This is a genomic window from Metabacillus schmidteae (assembly GCF_903166545.1).
Classification (GTDB): domain Bacteria; phylum Bacillota; class Bacilli; order Bacillales; family Bacillaceae; genus Metabacillus; species Metabacillus schmidteae.
Map to the genome: position 1 here is coordinate 3,758,002 of NZ_CAESCH010000001.1, position 16,748 is coordinate 3,774,749.

The 16,748-nt window shown below is 36.3% G+C and carries 20 protein-coding genes; 3 read left to right on the forward strand and 17 right to left on the reverse strand.

The window, feature by feature from the left end:
- Window positions 1-212: 212 nt before the first annotated feature.
- The 9 genes from HWV59_RS18345 to HWV59_RS18385 all read right to left on the reverse strand — a co-directional run bounded on the left by HWV59_RS18345 (window position 213) and on the right by HWV59_RS18385 (window position 8,258).
- A complete protein-coding gene (locus tag HWV59_RS18345; RefSeq protein WP_102229277.1) occupies window positions 213-1,514 on the reverse strand; it encodes a pyrimidine-nucleoside phosphorylase in 1,302 nt (433 codons plus the stop codon).
- A 25-nt stretch (window positions 1,515-1,539) separates the two neighbouring features.
- Complete coding sequence (locus HWV59_RS18350) at window positions 1,540-2,361, reverse strand: purine-nucleoside phosphorylase (protein ID WP_102229278.1); 822 nt, start codon at window positions 2,359-2,361, stop codon at window positions 1,540-1,542.
- 13 nt (window positions 2,362-2,374) lie between these two features.
- The gene (deoB, locus tag HWV59_RS18355; protein ID WP_102229279.1) at window positions 2,375-3,559 is read right to left on the reverse strand and encodes a phosphopentomutase; all 1,185 of its coding nucleotides are present in this window, start codon (window positions 3,557-3,559) and stop codon (window positions 2,375-2,377) included.
- Between the two features lie 197 nt (window positions 3,560-3,756).
- Window positions 3,757-4,650, reverse strand: coding sequence for a site-specific tyrosine recombinase XerD (gene xerD / locus HWV59_RS18360; RefSeq protein WP_102229280.1), 894 nt, complete (start codon window positions 4,648-4,650; stop codon window positions 3,757-3,759).
- 6 nt (window positions 4,651-4,656) lie between these two features.
- Entirely contained in the window at window positions 4,657-4,884 is a 228-nt protein-coding gene (locus tag HWV59_RS18365; protein WP_102229281.1) for a YqzK family protein, read from the reverse strand.
- Between the two features lie 131 nt (window positions 4,885-5,015).
- Window positions 5,016-5,474, reverse strand: coding sequence for a ferric iron uptake transcriptional regulator (gene fur / locus HWV59_RS18370; protein ID WP_102229282.1), 459 nt, complete (start codon window positions 5,472-5,474; stop codon window positions 5,016-5,018).
- A 117-nt stretch (window positions 5,475-5,591) separates the two neighbouring features.
- Window positions 5,592-6,248: a stage II sporulation protein M gene (gene spoIIM / locus HWV59_RS18375; protein WP_102229283.1), complete on the reverse strand. Its 657-nt coding sequence runs from the start codon at window positions 6,246-6,248 to the stop codon at window positions 5,592-5,594.
- A 175-nt stretch (window positions 6,249-6,423) separates the two neighbouring features.
- Window positions 6,424-7,590, reverse strand: a complete 1,167-nt coding sequence (locus tag HWV59_RS18380; protein WP_102229284.1) for a TIGR00375 family protein — start codon at window positions 7,588-7,590, stop codon at window positions 6,424-6,426.
- 116 nt (window positions 7,591-7,706) lie between these two features.
- Window positions 7,707-8,258, reverse strand: a complete 552-nt coding sequence (locus HWV59_RS18385; protein ID WP_102229555.1) for an NUDIX hydrolase — start codon at window positions 8,256-8,258, stop codon at window positions 7,707-7,709.
- Window positions 8,259-8,336: 78 nt separating this feature from the next.
- Between HWV59_RS18385 and mciZ the strand changes: the two genes are divergently transcribed.
- On the forward strand, window positions 8,337-8,510 hold the full coding sequence (mciZ, locus tag HWV59_RS18390) for a Z-ring formation inhibitor MciZ (protein WP_102229285.1): 174 nt from the start codon (window positions 8,337-8,339) through the stop codon (window positions 8,508-8,510).
- A 91-nt stretch (window positions 8,511-8,601) separates the two neighbouring features.
- A complete protein-coding gene (locus tag HWV59_RS18395) occupies window positions 8,602-9,510 on the forward strand; it encodes an aldo/keto reductase (protein WP_102229286.1) in 909 nt (302 codons plus the stop codon).
- A gap of 46 nt (window positions 9,511-9,556) precedes the next feature.
- On the opposite strand, the gene HWV59_RS18400 is transcribed toward HWV59_RS18395, so the two are convergent.
- Complete coding sequence (locus HWV59_RS18400; RefSeq protein ID WP_102229287.1) at window positions 9,557-9,790, reverse strand: YqkE family protein; 234 nt, start codon at window positions 9,788-9,790, stop codon at window positions 9,557-9,559.
- 377 nt (window positions 9,791-10,167) lie between these two features.
- Here HWV59_RS18400 and HWV59_RS18405 point away from each other — a divergent pair, with 377 nt between their 5' ends.
- Window positions 10,168-11,106 (forward strand): alpha/beta hydrolase, encoded by a 939-nt coding sequence (locus HWV59_RS18405; protein WP_407941588.1) that lies wholly within the window; start codon window positions 10,168-10,170, stop codon window positions 11,104-11,106.
- 19 nt (window positions 11,107-11,125) lie between these two features.
- On the opposite strand, the gene HWV59_RS18410 is transcribed toward HWV59_RS18405, so the two are convergent.
- The 7 genes from HWV59_RS18410 to HWV59_RS18440 form a co-directional block, all read right to left on the reverse strand.
- Window positions 11,126-11,368 (reverse strand): DUF2552 family protein, encoded by a 243-nt coding sequence (locus tag HWV59_RS18410; RefSeq protein ID WP_102229288.1) that lies wholly within the window; start codon window positions 11,366-11,368, stop codon window positions 11,126-11,128.
- 15 nt (window positions 11,369-11,383) lie between these two features.
- A complete protein-coding gene (locus HWV59_RS18415) occupies window positions 11,384-11,707 on the reverse strand; it encodes an iron-sulfur cluster biosynthesis family protein (RefSeq protein ID WP_102229557.1) in 324 nt (107 codons plus the stop codon).
- Between the two features lie 76 nt (window positions 11,708-11,783).
- Window positions 11,784-12,950 carry a Ger(x)C family spore germination protein gene (locus HWV59_RS18420; RefSeq protein ID WP_175639734.1) on the reverse strand — a complete coding sequence of 389 codons (1,167 nt, stop codon included), beginning with the start codon at window positions 12,948-12,950 and terminating at the stop codon, window positions 11,784-11,786.
- Window positions 12,947-14,404 (reverse strand): spore germination protein, encoded by a 1,458-nt coding sequence (locus HWV59_RS18425; protein ID WP_235991844.1) that lies wholly within the window; start codon window positions 14,402-14,404, stop codon window positions 12,947-12,949. Before HWV59_RS18425 ends, HWV59_RS18420 begins: the two co-directional genes overlap by 4 nt.
- Window positions 14,405-14,413: 9 nt before the next feature.
- Window positions 14,414-15,493 (reverse strand): GerAB/ArcD/ProY family transporter, encoded by a 1,080-nt coding sequence (locus HWV59_RS18430; protein ID WP_102229291.1) that lies wholly within the window; start codon window positions 15,491-15,493, stop codon window positions 14,414-14,416.
- A 148-nt stretch (window positions 15,494-15,641) separates the two neighbouring features.
- The gene (locus HWV59_RS18435; RefSeq protein WP_102229292.1) at window positions 15,642-15,974 is read right to left on the reverse strand and encodes a YolD-like family protein; all 333 of its coding nucleotides are present in this window, start codon (window positions 15,972-15,974) and stop codon (window positions 15,642-15,644) included.
- Window positions 15,975-15,997: 23 nt separating this feature from the next.
- Window positions 15,998-16,654 (reverse strand): GDSL-type esterase/lipase family protein, encoded by a 657-nt coding sequence (locus HWV59_RS18440; protein ID WP_102229293.1) that lies wholly within the window; start codon window positions 16,652-16,654, stop codon window positions 15,998-16,000.
- Window positions 16,655-16,748 lie beyond the last annotated feature (94 nt).

Genomic DNA, 16,748 nt, shown 5'->3' on the forward strand with positions numbered 1-16,748 from the left:
ACATTCTTTGTCTTCAATTCATTTGTGGCTTATGACCTCGAGGGGCTAGGTGCTGGCAGTCAAAGACGCGACGTCCTGTCGCACTGACTGCACTTGCACATCCTGTGCTTCGGAGCTGGATGTCGAAGCGCTTAGCCACAGTTCAAGAATCTTATAATTTCCTGCTAAGCAACAAAAAACCACAGCCTCCGGCTGTGGTCCACTAAAATAAACTATTCAACAGTTGCATAAATCAATTTTGGTGCGTCTACTTTCTGGTCACTAATTGAAATGCTTTCGTATAGCTTCGCTTTTACATCTTCTACATTTTCTCGGTTACTATGAATTGTCACCAAGGATTCGCCTTTTTTAACTGGATCCCCAATTTTTTTGTTTAAAACGAGTCCTACTGCCAGGTCAATTTGGGAGTCTTTTGTTGCGCGGCCTGCTCCGAGCAGCATGGCGGCTGTTCCGATTGAGTCGGCAATCATATCAGAGAGATTACCATCTTGTTTTGCTTCAAGTTCTATTTTATAGGTTGCTTGTGGCAACGTTTCAGGTTTATCTACAACAGATCCGTCTCCACCTTGAGCTTCCAGGAACGTTTTAAGTGTTGTTAGAGCTTTTCCATTGTTCATGACTTCAATAAGCATAGATCTTGCTTCTTCTAAAGTTTTTGCTTTTTCAGCTAAAAGGACCATATAACTTCCAAGTGATAAGCAAAGTTCTTCTAAGTCTTTTGGACCTTTTCCGCTTAATGTATCAATTGCTTCTTTTACTTCTAATGCATTACCGATTGCATATCCGAGCGGCTGGCTCATATCAGAAATAATCGCCATTGTTCTGCGGCCTACTAAGTTTCCAATATCAACCATTGCCTTTGCCAGCTCTTTTGAATCATCTAGATCTTTCATAAAAGCTCCTGCACCAGTCTTGACGTCAAGAACTATGGCATCCGCACCGGCAGCAATTTTTTTACTCATAATCGAGCTTGCTATGAGAGGAATACTGTTTACTGTAGCCGTTACGTCACGTAATGCATATAAGCTTTTGTCTGCCGGAGTAAGATTTCCGCTTTGACCGATGACAGCTATTTTATTTTTATTTACTAATTCTATAAATTGTTTGTTTTCAATTTCAACATGAAAACCTGGTACAGATTCGAGTTTATCAATTGTACCACCTGTATGCCCAAGTCCTCTGCCGGACATCTTTGCCACCGGAACACCTACTGCCGCTACTAATGGACCTAGAACTAGAGTCGTTGTATCACCGACACCGCCAGTACTATGTTTATCAACTTTAATTCCTTCTATTTCACTTAAATCAATGGTATCTCCTGAATGTACCATTGCCATTGTAAGTTCAGCTCGTTCGTGATCTGTCATTCCCTGAAAATAGACAGCCATTGTAAAAGCGCTCATTTGATAGTCAGGAATATCTCCAGAAGTATAGCCTTCTATTATGTGATGGATTTCTTCCTTAGTCAGCTCTTTTCCATCACGTTTTTTTTCAATTAGGTCAACCATTCTCATCGCTTTATCACCTTTTCACTTTAGTTTAGGAGTGAATTTTTTCTACTATGCTTTTCACCAAGTTCAAAAAGTTTGCACGGACTTTCTCGGTTGTTTCCATAACTTCATCATGTGATAGTGGTTGATCTAGAATTCCTGCAGCCATATTGGAGATACATGAAATACCTAGTACCTTTAATCCTGCATGTCTTGCAACAATGACTTCCGGAACTGTAGACATTCCGACAGCGTCACCCCCAATGATTCGGAGAGCGCGAACTTCAGCTGGAGTTTCATAGGATGGACCCGTGTTTCCGACATAAACGCCTTCTTGCAGCTTAATATTTAACTTACTTGCAACGCTCTTAGCTAATTCTCTTAATGTACGGTCATAGCTCTCGGACATATCCGGGAAGCGGGCACCTATCTCTGAATCATTAGGACCAATTAATGGGTTTGTGCCCATATTATTAATGTGGTCACTAATTAGCATAAGGTCTCCTGCTTCAAATGTTTTATTTATTCCTCCTGCGGCATTTGTTACAATCAATGTTTCAACGCCTAATTCCTTCATGACTCGTACTGGTGCAGTCACTTTATCTAAACTATAGCCTTCATAGAAATGAAATCTTCCTTGCATGGCTACTACTTTTACTCCCTTTAATTGTCCAAACACTAGTTGACCTGCATGTCCTTCAACAGTAGATACAGGAAAATTAGGAATCTCGTTGTATGGAATTTTTACAGGGCTTTCAATTTCATCTGCCAGCACACCTAAGCCTGAGCCTAAAATTAAACCAATGCTTGGGATATCACTGTATTTTTCTTTTAAGTAATTAGCTGCTTCTCTAATTTTTTCGATATTCACTATGTATCTCCTCCTATTTCAACTCAGACAAAAAGCTTTTACCATATGCAGGCAGCTTTACTTTGAAATTATCAGCAATCGTTGACCCTACATCAGCAAACGTTTCTCTTAACGGAAGTTCTTTTCCTTCATTAAAACTTGGGCTGTAGACTAATAAAGGAACGAATTCTCTTGTATGATCTGTTCCATGATGTACTGGATCATTTCCGTGATCTGCTGTAATAATTAAAAGATCGTCTTTCTTTAATTTATCTAGGACTTCAGTTAATCTTCTATCGAATTCTTCCAGTGCATTTCCATAACCTTGCGGATCTCTTCTATGGCCAAAGAGGGCATCAAAATCGACTAAGTTTAAGAAGCTCAAACCAGTAAACTCCATATCTAATGTTTCATTCAACTTATCCATGCCATCCATATTAGACTTTGTTCGTAACGATTGGGTAATTCCTTCTCCATCATAAATATCGGCAATTTTTCCGATTGAAATAACATCAAAGCCACTGTCTTTGAGTTCATTCATTACAGTGCGATCAAATGGTTTTAGAGCATAATCATGACGGTTAGCTGTTCGCGTAAATTCTCCCGGTTTTCCAAGGAATGGTCTAGCAATGATTCGGCCAACCATGTATTTATCATTCATCGTCATTTCTCTGGCCATTTCACAAATTTTATATAATTCATCAAGCGGTACAATATCTTCATGTGCAGCAATTTGCAAAACTGAATCAGCTGAAGTATAGACGATAAGAGCTCCTGTCTTCATATGCTCTTCACCTAGTTCATCTAAGATTTCAGTTCCTGAAGCCGGCTTATTGCCAATAATCTTACGCCCTGACTTTTCCTCTAACTCTTTTATTAAATCGTCTGGAAATCCTTCCGGAAATACTTGAAAAGGCTGTTGTATATTGAGGCCCATAATTTCCCAGTGTCCTGTCATCGTATCTTTCCCATTTGATGCTTCTTGCATTTTTGTATAAAAAGCAGCTGGATGTGATTGTGTTGGTATTCCTTTAATTTCCCGAATATGGCTTAAGCCTAACTTCGCCATGTTCGGCATGTTTAAGCCGTCCATCTGTTCAGCAATATGTCCTAGTGTATCCGCACCTAAATCGTTGAATTTCTCTGCATCAGGTGCCTCACCAATCCCTACAGAGTCCAATACGATTAAAAACACTCGCTTATATGTATAGTTCTCCATACTTCAATGTCCTCCTTTACTTCATACCCTTATTTTACTTTTCCATTTATCATAACATTCCATTCTCTCCGAGGAACTTGTCGGAAGTCTGACAACTATTTCGTTTCCATTATATACTTTCCTTAAGAATATTATCAACACATCTATTATTCTCTAATTTACCTAAACTAAAAAGCATCTCCCTCCTGGGTGATGCTTTAGGCACGAGGATGAAATTGATTGTATACATCCTTTAGTCTAGTTTTTGTAACATGTGTATAAATTTGAGTGGTTGAAATGTCAGCATGTCCAAGCATTTCCTGGACTGCTCGCAAGTCTGCACCATTTTCAAGTAAGTGTGTTGCAAATGAGTGTCTTAATGTATGTGGTGTTAATTCATTGTTTATGTTCGCCTCAAGAGCAATTTTTTTTAAATTTTTCCAAAACCCCTGCCTCGTTATTCTTTTTCCATGATGGTTGATAAATAAGGCTTCTGTTGGTTCCTTTTTATTCATTAGCTTTGAACGGCCTTTTTCAACATAATTCATTATTGCATCTGTTGCAGTTCTGCCAATCGGAACGATTCTCTCCTTGTTTCCTTTTCCATAGCAGCGAATAAAGCCCATAGTAAGATGAGCATCGGTTAAGTTCAAATTAATCATCTCGCTTACACGAATTCCTGTTGCATACAGAAGTTCTAACATAGCTTTATCCCGCAATCCAAAGGGAGTTGTTGGCTTTGGCGTTTCAAGAAGCTGTTCAACCTCTTGGAGAGATAGAATTTTCGGGAGATTTCTCTCAAGTTGCGGTGATTCAATTAACACAGATGGATCTTGGTCTGCTTGCTTTTCTCTCAATAAAAATTGGTGAAAATTACGAATAGAAGCCGTATGCCTGGCGATCGTTTTGCTTGATTTTCCGGACTCTTTTAAAAATTTTAAAAATTGAATGATATGAAGACGGGATACATCGTTAAATGAAGTAATTTTTTGGACTTCGTTTATATGCTTTTGGTAGCTTTTCAAATCTCGCTCATAAGAAACAATCGTATTGTTTGATAATCCTCTTTCTACGATTAGGTAATGGATAAAATCTTTTATTTGATCCTTCAAATTTGTCTACTCCCCGTTATCAATAAAGAAAATCAATCTGTTTAACCAGTTTTCTTCCTCATTATTAATCATCTTTGTTACCTTTAGTGCTGCACCTTCCGGTTGATCATAGCGATGCATCTGTTGATATTCTAAGTTCACCCACATAATAGCATAATAGAACAAAATCGTAAATCCAGTAAAAAGGACAAAAACCTTGATCATATCTTTTACAGTTTTTAGCCACCTAATCATAGCTACCTCCAATAATCTTTTCACATTTTATGTGATTATTAGAAGATATGCCAAAAAGGACAAACTTTATACATGTTTTTTTACTTTTTAAGTAATATAAAAAGCCTAACATCTGTTAGACTTTTTCGAATTTATTCTGCTTTGTTCTCGCCTTTTTCCTGACATTTCTCACAAATACCATGGAAGGTTAAGCGATGATCTTTTATTTTAAATTTCCAGTCACGTTCAACTATCTCTTCAACATCTTCTAGAAGATCATCTTCGATTTCTGCTACAGATCCACATTCTATACATACTAAATGATGATGAAAATGCGCTGCACCTTCTTTACGAAGATCATATCTGGAAACACCATCACCAAAGTTAATTTTATCTACAACTTTTAATTCCGTTAATAATTCCAATGTACGATAAACAGTGGCTAAACCAATTTCAGGTGCTTTTTCTTTAACGAGAAGGTAAACATCTTCTGCACTTAAATGATCTTCTTCGTTTTCAAGTAAAACCCGAACGGTTGCTTCACGCTGTGGTGTTAGCTTATAGCTAGCAGTATGTAACTGCTTTTTTATCCGATCAATGCGGTTTTCCATAACACTTTTCCTCCCTCGCCGCGTTCCCAAAACTATTATATATCATAGGTAAGGAAAGTGTCCAACTAAAATGATTTTAATGTAAGAAAAGTAAATGTTATTATTTAATAATAATTATTATTTACTCACAAACTCTACAACATTCTTCATTAAAAAGGGTGATGCATAAGCCTCAAAGCCTGACGCAAGTACAGCAAGAATTCCAATAAAAACAAAAACGGACGCATACCTCATAAAAAGTGTCAAAGGTGCCTCTAGAGTGTTTGTTTTTTTCACAAAGAGCTGCTTTATGATTTTTAAAGAAAAGGAAATCGCGACAGTACACATAATGATAAAGGCTGGGATCAATAGGATATTTTGCGGTAGGACCGTAACAAATGATAGAAGGAAGCCTTTTAACCCTAATTGATTTACCAAAAATCCAACCGTGAATCCAACAACCATACCTTTTATAAAAAGCATAACAAGGATAACAGGTAATCCAATAATGGAAATTCCAAGGATCCACATTAACCCAAGATATTTTAAATTATGAAAGAAGCTTTGATTAAACATTTCAGCTGCACTCGCTACTTTTCCTTCAGCGACTTGTCCAAAAAAACGATTTAAATAATAGTATAAATCTTCTTTTTGACTTAAGTTCATACTGTTAACAATAATCGCTCCAAAAATGACTCCCATCAAAAACAAGACAAACACAAACAAATATATTGAAGAATACTCCTTAAGATGCTGCTTTATCATTGCACTTACTGGCAGTTGTTGTCTTCGCATAAATTATTTCCTCCCGTCTTTCACTTACTAGAGTATATGAGAGGAAACGTAATCTATGACTTAAAAATGGCTTTCTTTTTGGTTAATAGAATTTAGTATTTAAATGGTGGAGAGGCAGCTGTTTTCGTCTTTTTTACTAGACTTCAACTTCGTTCTTTCTATTACTATTACTTCCCTACACTCCTGTCACTTTCCCGTACGTTCCACCGCCTCCTGAGGTAACTTGCAACCGTCCTTCCCGAGCGGCAACGATATAATTTGCTACTTTTTCTGTTACAACGTCCTGAAGCATATGTTTTGGTACCTCGTGCAAAATATTCATTTCAGTTCCAAACATATCCTTTAATTTTGACAGGGTTTTCGGTCCAATTCCTGGAATGAATTGAAGTGGGACCTGATGGATGTATGGAGGACGATCATTCGCGTTTTCAACTCCATTCGACAACTCTTGTAATCGATTGAAAACTCCTTTTGTAAATCTTGTGCTTCCACAGTTCGTGCAGCTCGTTTGATGTTTTTCCGGCTTTTTACCACATTTTTCACAGGTGGTGTCATAGTACTTTCCAAGGTATGGGTTCAGTCCATAATTTGCTTCAATTTTACGACCATCTTCGTTTTTCAACACCTTTTTCAGCTCCAGGAAGCTCGGCTCTCTCATTTTAAGTTTTTGATATTCCCTTCCTATTTTAGGTAAAGAATGAGCATCCGAATTTGTTACATACGAGTATTTATGAAGTTCAGCTATTTGATCGGCCATTTTCGTATCTGAGCTTAGCCCTAACTCAACTGCATCAATTAAATCTTCTTCAAAAACTTCACTCAAAGAACTTACCACACCGCTTCCATATAAACTTTTATGTGGCGTAAAAATATGGGCAGGAATAAATAATCCTCCTTGCTTTTTCACGAAGCGCTGTAGAGCCTTCCCGTCCTCATAAATCCGTTGAGAGCTAAGAGTTATATTTGTTAGTCGGGAAGAAAGCCATGATGATAGTTCTTTCATTTTTTGAAGAGTGGGCATAAAAACTAACACATGAATTGGACCTTTACACGTCTTATCATATATTTCAAGCTCACTGCCTAAAATAAGAGTCGTATTTTGAAACCGTATTCCCCCATCCTTTACTTCTATACACTCACCAGAATCGATAAGATGTTGAAGTGTGACAATTATTTCCGGGACATGGCAATCAATAATGCCTACCATATCAATTCCTTTGTGTTCACTCGCCTCTATCAAAATGTTTTCTAAGGTTAAATTTCTAGATGCCGTAATTTTCACTGGCTTTCCAGAGCTTGTTTGTCCAACATGAATATGTAAGTCAGCAAAATAACTGTTCATTTATGTTACATCCTCTTTTTAAATCTGCTGTTTACGGATAGTCCCTTTGCTCTACAGATTCGCTCAATTTTAAATAGGTAGTCAAAAGAAACAATTTTTATGAAACAGCCTTAATGTTATTTATCCAAAGCTTCCTTTAATAGTAAATACTGTACAGCATAAGCTGTTTTTGCATCAAAAATCCGGTTATTTTGAATCATTTCCTTAGCTTCCTCTAGTGTTACCTCCAACACCTCAACAAATTCATCTTCATCTAATTCTGCTGCTTCGGTTAGGATCTCTAAATTTTCAGCAATAAATAAATGAACGAGTTCATCTGCAAATCCAGGTGATGTGTAGAATGAAATAAGCGGCTTTAAATCCGAGCAAGTATAACCTGTTTCTTCTTCTAGTTCTCTTTTAGCTGTTGTTATTGGCTCTTCACCCTTTTCCAGCTTTCCTGCAGGTATTTCTACAATTGTTCTTCCTAATGGCTTTCTGTATTGCTCGACCATTAAAATCTTATTTTCAGGGGTGATCGCGATGACAGCTACCGCTCCTGGATGTCTCACAATTTCCCTCGTACTCGTATTTCCATTTGGCAACTGAACTTCTTCTAAGTATAAATCAATGATTCTCCCTTTATAAATTTCTTTTGAAGATAGTGTTGTTTCGATTAAATGATTCATTTTCTCAGCTCCTGTTCTATAAACATTTCTCTTTTCATACATTCTACCATATCTTAATGGAAGGGAATTAATCCTGGAATGAAAATCTATCGATTGGATAAAGGGATAATCTTAGTCGGAAAAGCATGGGAAATCCGTACAAAATTAAAAGAATATAGCCGCATGTACGAAACTGTCAATGAATGGATTAACGATGAAAGCAAACAAGCTTTCAGAAAATCTCCACATTCCCCTCTTTCTATCCGCAAGTAGTTTGACTTTAATACCTATCAGTTGACCTTTGATTTGCTTTATACTACTCTCGATGATAAGAATACTCAAATTTTTTAGGGAGTGGTATGATTTGCAAAAAAGACAACTCGGACATTCAGATTTATTTGTTAGTGAAGTCGGACTTGGCTGCATGTCGCTGGGTACAGAGGAACAGCATGCTCTTTCACTTATTGACAAAGCAATTGACCTAGGGATTAACTATTTTGACACAGCAGATTTATATGATGCTGGTGTGAACGAGGAATTAGTAGGTAAAGCGATTAAAAATCGTCGCCATGACATTATTTTAGCAACAAAGGTGGGTAACCGTTGGAAAGAAGATCGATCAGGCTGGACGTGGGATCCATCAAAGACCTACATTAAACAAGCTGTCAAAGAAAGTCTGCACCGTCTCCAAACAGACTATATCGACCTTTATCAACTTCATGGCGGTACGATTGAGGATCATATTGATGAAACAATAGAAGCCTTTGAGGAATTAAAACAAGAAGGTGTAATTCGATACTATGGTATTTCTTCTATACGTCCAAATGTTATTAAAGAATATGTAGAAAAATCAAATATAGTGTCGATCATGATGCAATATAGCCTGTTAGACCGTCGACCTGAGGAGTGGTTCTCACTTTTAAAAGAACATAATGTCAGTGTGATTGCACGCGGCCCCCTGGCAAAAGGGCTTCTAACTGAAAAACCTCTTGAGGAAAAATTAAAGTCAGAAGGTTACTTATCCTATTCAAACGAAGAGCTTACACAGCTTTTATCTAAATTAGAAGATGTTGATTCAACCCATTCCATGACCGAGTTAGCTCTACAGTATTGCCTATTTGAAGAAGTAGTAGGTGCAGTTATTCCCGGGGCTAGTAAGTTACAGCAGTTAATTGAAAATGTTAATGCCGGTTCTTCAGAAAGACTATCTCCTCAAGTCTATCATCATCTTCAAGAACTTACTAAATGTGAAAAATATGAGCAACATCGCTAAAATTTTCTACATAAAAAGCGGGCACTATGCTCCGCTTTTTATTTATTTATTTAAAATCCTTCCATGATAAAGAGCTTTCACTAAACAGCTCTTCAAAGCTTTTATTTTTTTCTCTTTGCTTTCTCTCTGCAATTCTCTGTTGTTCAAGAGCTGCCTCTTTCTCTTCCTGTTCCTTTGTTAAATCCTTCTTAACAGCCTTTAACTGCTCTACTAAATCACGATTTAAATGATCAGTTAATGAGACTGCTTGCTCGTCCTTGTTTTTCTTTGACTTTTTCATCTTAGTTGCCTCCTCTTACCGACTGCCTTTATCAAAATTATAGTAAATATATTCACTAGGATTCAAGTATCTTTTCTTCTGTTATGAATTGTATAATTTTTGATCTCTTATGACATTTTAAGATGGAGAAAGGAGCGATTTCTAGTGGCAAAACAACGTGGTCAAAAAGGAAAGCCGAATGCTGACACAACCAATAATAAGATGGCGGCTGAAGAAATGGAAAAAGCGATTCACCCAACAAAAAGACAGAATTCTCCGCAATAATTAAGAAGACAGGCTCCTGCTTGTCTTTTTTTATGGATTGTTCGAGTGTCTCCTTGGAAGTTCCTTTTCGTTCATGTAAAATATAGGTAATGCTTATCCATGGAGGTAACCAAGTGAGAAAAATGATGATTTCATTCCTTATTCTCCTATCCTACATTTTGATTGTCGGATTTTTCTTCACAAATAAACTGATGTTTATCAAAAAGAAGGATAATAAGGACATTATTGATCGTGATAGCAAATATGGACTTTATAACCAACAGGAATATGATGCTCTTGATAGAAGAGATTTCTCGATTGAATCACAGTTTGGCTATTCAATTAAGGGCTCTGTTTTTGAACCTCATGCAACGAATAAATATATGATTATTTGTCATGGTGTCACCGTTAATCGGTTAAATTCTGTGAAATACATGAATTTATTTCTTCAAAAAGGGTGGAATGTGCTCATTTATGACCATCGCAGACATGGAGAGAGTGGTGGAAAAACTACCAGCTACGGCCATTATGAAAAATTTGATCTTCAATCGGTTGTTCATTGGTTAAAACAAGAGATTGGGGACTCCATTATCTTAGGTATTCATGGTGAATCGATGGGAGCTGTTACAACGCTTCTTTATGCTGGAATGGTTGAAGATGGAGCAGATTTCTACATTGCAGATTGTCCTTTTTCCGAACTCGAGGCCCAGCTGCTATATCGTCTTAAAGTCGAATTTAAGTTACCAAGTGTTCTTGTTATGCCAATTGCAAAGCCGTTTGTTCAGCTGCGTGATCGTTATTCTATTAAAGGAGTCTCACCCTTACAAGCTGTTCAAAACATTAAAAGCCCTGTTCTTTTTATTCACAGTAAAGATGATGATTACATACCTGCAGATATGTCAAAATTGCTTTTTGAGAAAAAGCAGGGTGCTAAGAAACTATTTATAGCTGAAAAAGGCTCTCATGCTATGTCATATGCGGAAAATCGCGAGGAATATGCTAAAGTTATTGATGATTTTTTAGAAGAAATTGCATTACAGAAGGAAGCAGAGAATGATTCAGAAGTTAGTTAATTTCCTGAATCATTCTCTTTTAACCTAAAACATCAGAAATATTTACCATGTTCTCTTCCATCCACTGAAGAGCTTCATCGATTGTCGGAAACTCCTGTGCCTCAAACGACATTTCGTCTTGAAGCAGCCATACATCCTTTGTTTCATCATGAACTCCACCTATTGACCAATGGAGAAGGCTATACGGGTGGTTTTCATGTAAAAATGAGACCCATGTTTTGTTTAATGCTACGTTTTTTATTGCAGTTAATCGATCCTTCATCTACACTCAAACTCCTTACTTTAGAAGTATACTCATTCTAGGATTTAGAATTTGTGAAGGACTTTTTAACATGAAGCTTTTCGCAGCTTCATTATAAGTTATTGTTAGCTGTTCATCCAAAAAGACCATTTTGGTTTTCTCTACTAGTAAAGGCACTAGATTTGTATCAAGCTTTACATCTCCTTGGTCCTCCTGCTCAACGAGCCACAATGCTGTTACTCCACTCATAACACAGCCACAACCATCTGTGTCATATTTTAATTTCAATTGACGGTCTTTATTGTCATTTAACTTTGGTGTTAATTGCTCGATCGCTTCTTTTGAAAAGGTTACTTGCATGAAAAAACTCCTCACTGCTTCTTTTGAGCCTAGTGTACCATACAGAGCTTTTTTCTGCATGATATTAGGGCTCCGGTCATTCAATTTCTTCTCTCTTTGTATTTGCATCGTTTTTTCTACTTTTATATTTGTCAACGCTGTATAATGCTTTGACATTTATAGTAACAGTAGAAAGGGTTATATTTTTTTGGTCTTCTTTATTTTTTTGCCACTCTTTAAAGTGATATCGATATGCATGATCCTCTAATTGAAAAATATCTGCTCCTAACTTTTTAGCTGTTTTATATGTTTTTTCTACTTCTTCTTTAACAAGGGTTTCAATTTCTTTTTTTATTTCTTCTTGGTTGACATACTTCTCGACACTTTCTTTTATTAAAGCTGTTAAATCAATCTCAATATTGTAGCTTTCTTTTACATCATCTTGTTTCAGCTCTATATGTGGTTCTAGCAGCTCCACTGCTAAAATACTCCCCTTGTCCGGCTCTATTTCAGTAACGGATCTTTTCGAATTGTTATGAGTCCAAATAAATCCTTTTAATTCTTGTAGGGAAAGCCATCCCTTGTATGTTTCATCCTTAAAAAGATATGCACCATCAATAACTGCTGCTGGTTCTTTTGTCTTTTCCTTCATCATTAGATCTTTATTCAATTTAATTGAAGGAACAATCGTCGTTTTTGTCTTTTCATTTAATTGCAACACAAATTCTCTTAATGAGATAGCTTGAACGGTTGCATTTTGTTTACTTCCTTCATCCGGTTGGTTTAGCCTTGAATATGAAAAGGGAAAATCAAAAAGAACCGATGAAGTAAAAACATCCTCTAAATTTTCCTTTGTTATATAACTCCATGCTGTTAAACGCACGGTAAAGCTTGAAGTAAATGTATTAAAAGCATCTTCAATTTGTTCAGTTGAGGTGATCATCTTCTCTCCAAACAACACCAAATTCAATTGTTCAAAATTGACTCTCATTTGAAGGGTATTAAAGATATCATTTAATGCTGTTTCTATTGTTTTTCCTTTCCCCTTTGCCAGCCAGACCGGAACTGGTTCTGCACTTTTTTGTTGATCCGTTTTTGCAACATTACTAAAATCTAAAAATTGTATGATGACATGATATTCATCTTCTATATAGTCGACTCCCATTCCTACTGCATAAGCTTGATTATGTATTTCTTTTACATTTTCACAGCTTGTTAGTATTAATAACAAACATAGCAAAGATAAGATTCTTATCCTTTTCATTGCCTGTCACCTTGTCTAGTCGAATCATTTGTATTTAATTCCGGAGCCCGTTTATCCTTTATTACCTCTGGAAGTTTCATAAAAATTGAAAATAAGTCTTTCCACGTCAGGTCTTGATAGTAAGATAAATATGGGTATCCAAATGATCTGATTGTTGATAAATACATGATAATTGAGATAAAACCAATAATAAATCCGAAAATTCCAGCAAAAAAACTCAGCACGACAATATATAAACGTATAACAAAAAGATTTCCTGATAACGATTGATTAACAAGAGTAAAACCCGAGATCGCCGTTACTCCTATTACAACAAGCATCGTCGGTGATGTAATACCTCCTCGAATTGCCGCATCCCCTATAATTAACCCTCCCAAAACAGCGACTGTTTGACCTACTCCTTTAGGAAGACGGGCACCTGCTTCTTTGAACAACTCAAACATGACAAGCATAAGAATAATTTCAACAAATGCAGTAAAGGGCAATCCTATCCTTGAAACTGATATCGTCGCTAATAGTGGTAGTGGTAGTTGTCCAACGTTATGTGTTGTTAACGCTGTAAATAATCCTGGTAAAAAAACGGTAATAAATAAGCCTACTACGCGAAGCAGTCTTTCAACAGATGCATATATAAAGCTTGTATGCTGATCTTCCGATGTTTTTATTAAGAAGGCCAGATTAGCAGGAGCAATTAATGCTGTTGGAGCTCCATCTATTAAAAGAGAAAATCTTCCTTGATTTAATGAATCTACAACAAAGTCAGGTCTTCCTGAGTGATTTACCAGAGGAAACAGAGAGAACACTTGTTTATCTACAATTAATTCTTCCATTTGTGAACTGCCAGTTAAGACATCAGTATTGACCTCGTTTAACTTCTCTTTAATATTTTTTAATAATTGTTCATTTATAATGTCTCTTATATAAAGAAGTGCTACCTTCGTTTGAGATCGCTCGCCTACAATGTATTCCTCAACAATAAAAGAAGAAGTTTTCAACCGTTTCCTTACTAGCCCAAGATTTATCATGAGGTCTTCAACAAATCCATCTTTTGGTCCTCTAACTGAAACCTCTGTCACTGATTCGTCAGGTGTTCTTGATGGTACTTTACTTATATCATAAAAATAAATCAAATTATTTTCATTTGTTGTCATCATAAGCTTTCCTGAAAAAATAAAATCGCTCAATCCTTCACTTGTTATCTCTTTTTTATCTTTTTTTTGTACTTGAATCATACTGCTGATATTTTCTAACGTTTCGCCTAATAAATGCTGATTTACCTTGGGCAAAACGACTTCATTAAGAAATACAGAGTCAATCAATGGTCCACAATATACTAATAGAAATGTTTCTTTACTATCATCCTTTTTCATTGTTTTTATGTTGACATCGGAGGATGAAGAAAACAACTGCTTCATTCCTGCCATTGTATATTCAATGTCCGAATTTTGAAGCACCTTTTCCAACTACCCCACCTCCTCAAGCTTCTTTTTTCGATGTTTAACATGTAAATAGACAAATAATATTGTTATTTGAATGACTAGTATCAATAATGCTATCGGCATAAAATATATATAAAGAAGCTCATAAAATGTATCCTGGTCAACTCGATATAAACAAAAAATGACAAGACAAAGATAACAGATGATGACGGAATATTTCGCCTTTTCCTTCCTTACGAGCAGTTGATTAGCTAATAAAATGTATAAACTGGTCCTAAGTACTCCGCCTGACAACCATTGATAAATAGCAAAAAAATCCACATGAGAAAAGTAATTACCTATTGTAAGAATTCGCCACTGTTCAAATGCGGGATACCTAAATTCTGACGCCTGCAAAGGACCAAATTCCGCTATTGCTCCAATTGTTGGCCCAAGCATTAATCCTATTATAATTCCTCCTACTATTAATAATTTTCCGATCCCTATTTCATGTTTACGTATAGAAGGTATAATCAAAAGAATAAACAATTCTACTATAGGGAGTAAGGTATATATTAAACCTTGAAATACAGGGTGCCACCCATGCTCAATAAGCGGTAATAATTGTTCATAATCCTTTTTCTTTACATTAACTGTCATCACAAAGAAGCCCAATGCCGAGACTAGTGGCAATAAAATACCGCTTAATATCGCCAAAGATTGAACTCCTGACCTTGTCCCAATAAAGCATAGAAACAAAAATGCAACAACGATTATCCCATAATTGATATCCGGAATGTATGATATATGGCTCCACATGACAATATCTTTTGTGGTTATATAAGCTGATAAGAAAAGGTATACAATAAAAGGCCCAACAAGGAGATAGTATTTTACCGGTGATAGCGTTCTTTTCCAATCCATCACACCTATTTTTTCCATTAATTTTAATAGCTTGTTTAATCCGAATAACCAGATGACCATCGGAACAATTGTTATGATGATTGTTAGCCAAGCATCTCTCCCGGTGACAGATAATAAAGCAGGGATGGTTTGGACATGTGCAAATAGACCTATTGTCAGCATCAGCATAAAAACTAATAACGGAAATTTTATTGGCCCCAATTTCTTCCTCACCCACTTTCAACGTTATTATTTGGTACTGGTTTTTTTTCTATACTATGAAGTTATTTTTTTACAGTGAGGTAACGTCTTTGAAGTAATATGTTAGGCGAGAAAATGAGTCAGAGGATGACCCTAAGAATTCATCCTCTTATTTTAGTTTGACATCAATGATGTCGTGAAGAGGTAATACAAGTTGACTTCCGGTTTGTTCATCGACAATTCGCAACATATGTCGAATTGAATCTATATAGTGGACAAATCCTGAGCATGTATGAAAAAAATGATCCTTGTAATAAGTAAAAATGAGCTCCATATGCTCTTCCATTGCCATGCAAATTGTTTCGTTAAACTGCTCTAACTGTTGTTCATCAAGTTCAGGCTTTTCTTGATAAGCATCTTCCTCAGACCAATCTCTTAGCAATTTAACATGTTCGGGGAGCATCATCGATGTCCATTTGATATTCCCTCTATCTCGTATCATGGTTTACCCCTGCCTTTATGCCATTATTCATTAAATTCTTTTGGATAGCCTAATTTAACCAATGCATTTGCCATCTCTTGATACCCAAAACTATTTGGATGAATACGATCTCTTGATAAAAGCTTTTCTTGCCTCCCTTTGAATACTGTATACATATCAACAACTCTAATTGTTTTTTTGTTATCAAAGCTGTTTAACTGTCGATTAAACGATTGAACCCACTTATCTGCCAATGAGATTTGCGGTAATGGGTTGTATAAGTTAAGTAAATAAATGATAAATGGAACACCGCAATCTTTTTTTAGCTCATGAATCGTCTCCATTATTTTCATCATATTGCTGTGACACTCTTTGACTGATTGTGCAATCTCTGTTTGATCACGTGATTCAATAAAGTCTTTACTCGCTTGGATAAGATCATTTCCACCAGCAGTGATGGTGATGATATTGGCACGATTTATTTTGTCATGTAGTGGTTCACTGCTTACAATATCCAGTACACCACTGCTCTCAATTCCCGATTTTGCAAAGATATTCGTACACACACGTCTATCTAGAGTTTTTTCAGTTAATCTCGTATAGCGCCCGACAAATCCGGGTGTCAAAAATGATGCCCCCACTCCGACTGTTAAGGAATCGCCTAAAGCCACATATGATAAACACGACTGAGTCATTTCCATATGATATCCTCCCTCAAAAACGAATACGTTTTTATACAATATTCGAAAGAGAGACAAACGCAGCTTTTCCTTTGGTGAAATAGACGAAAGTCAT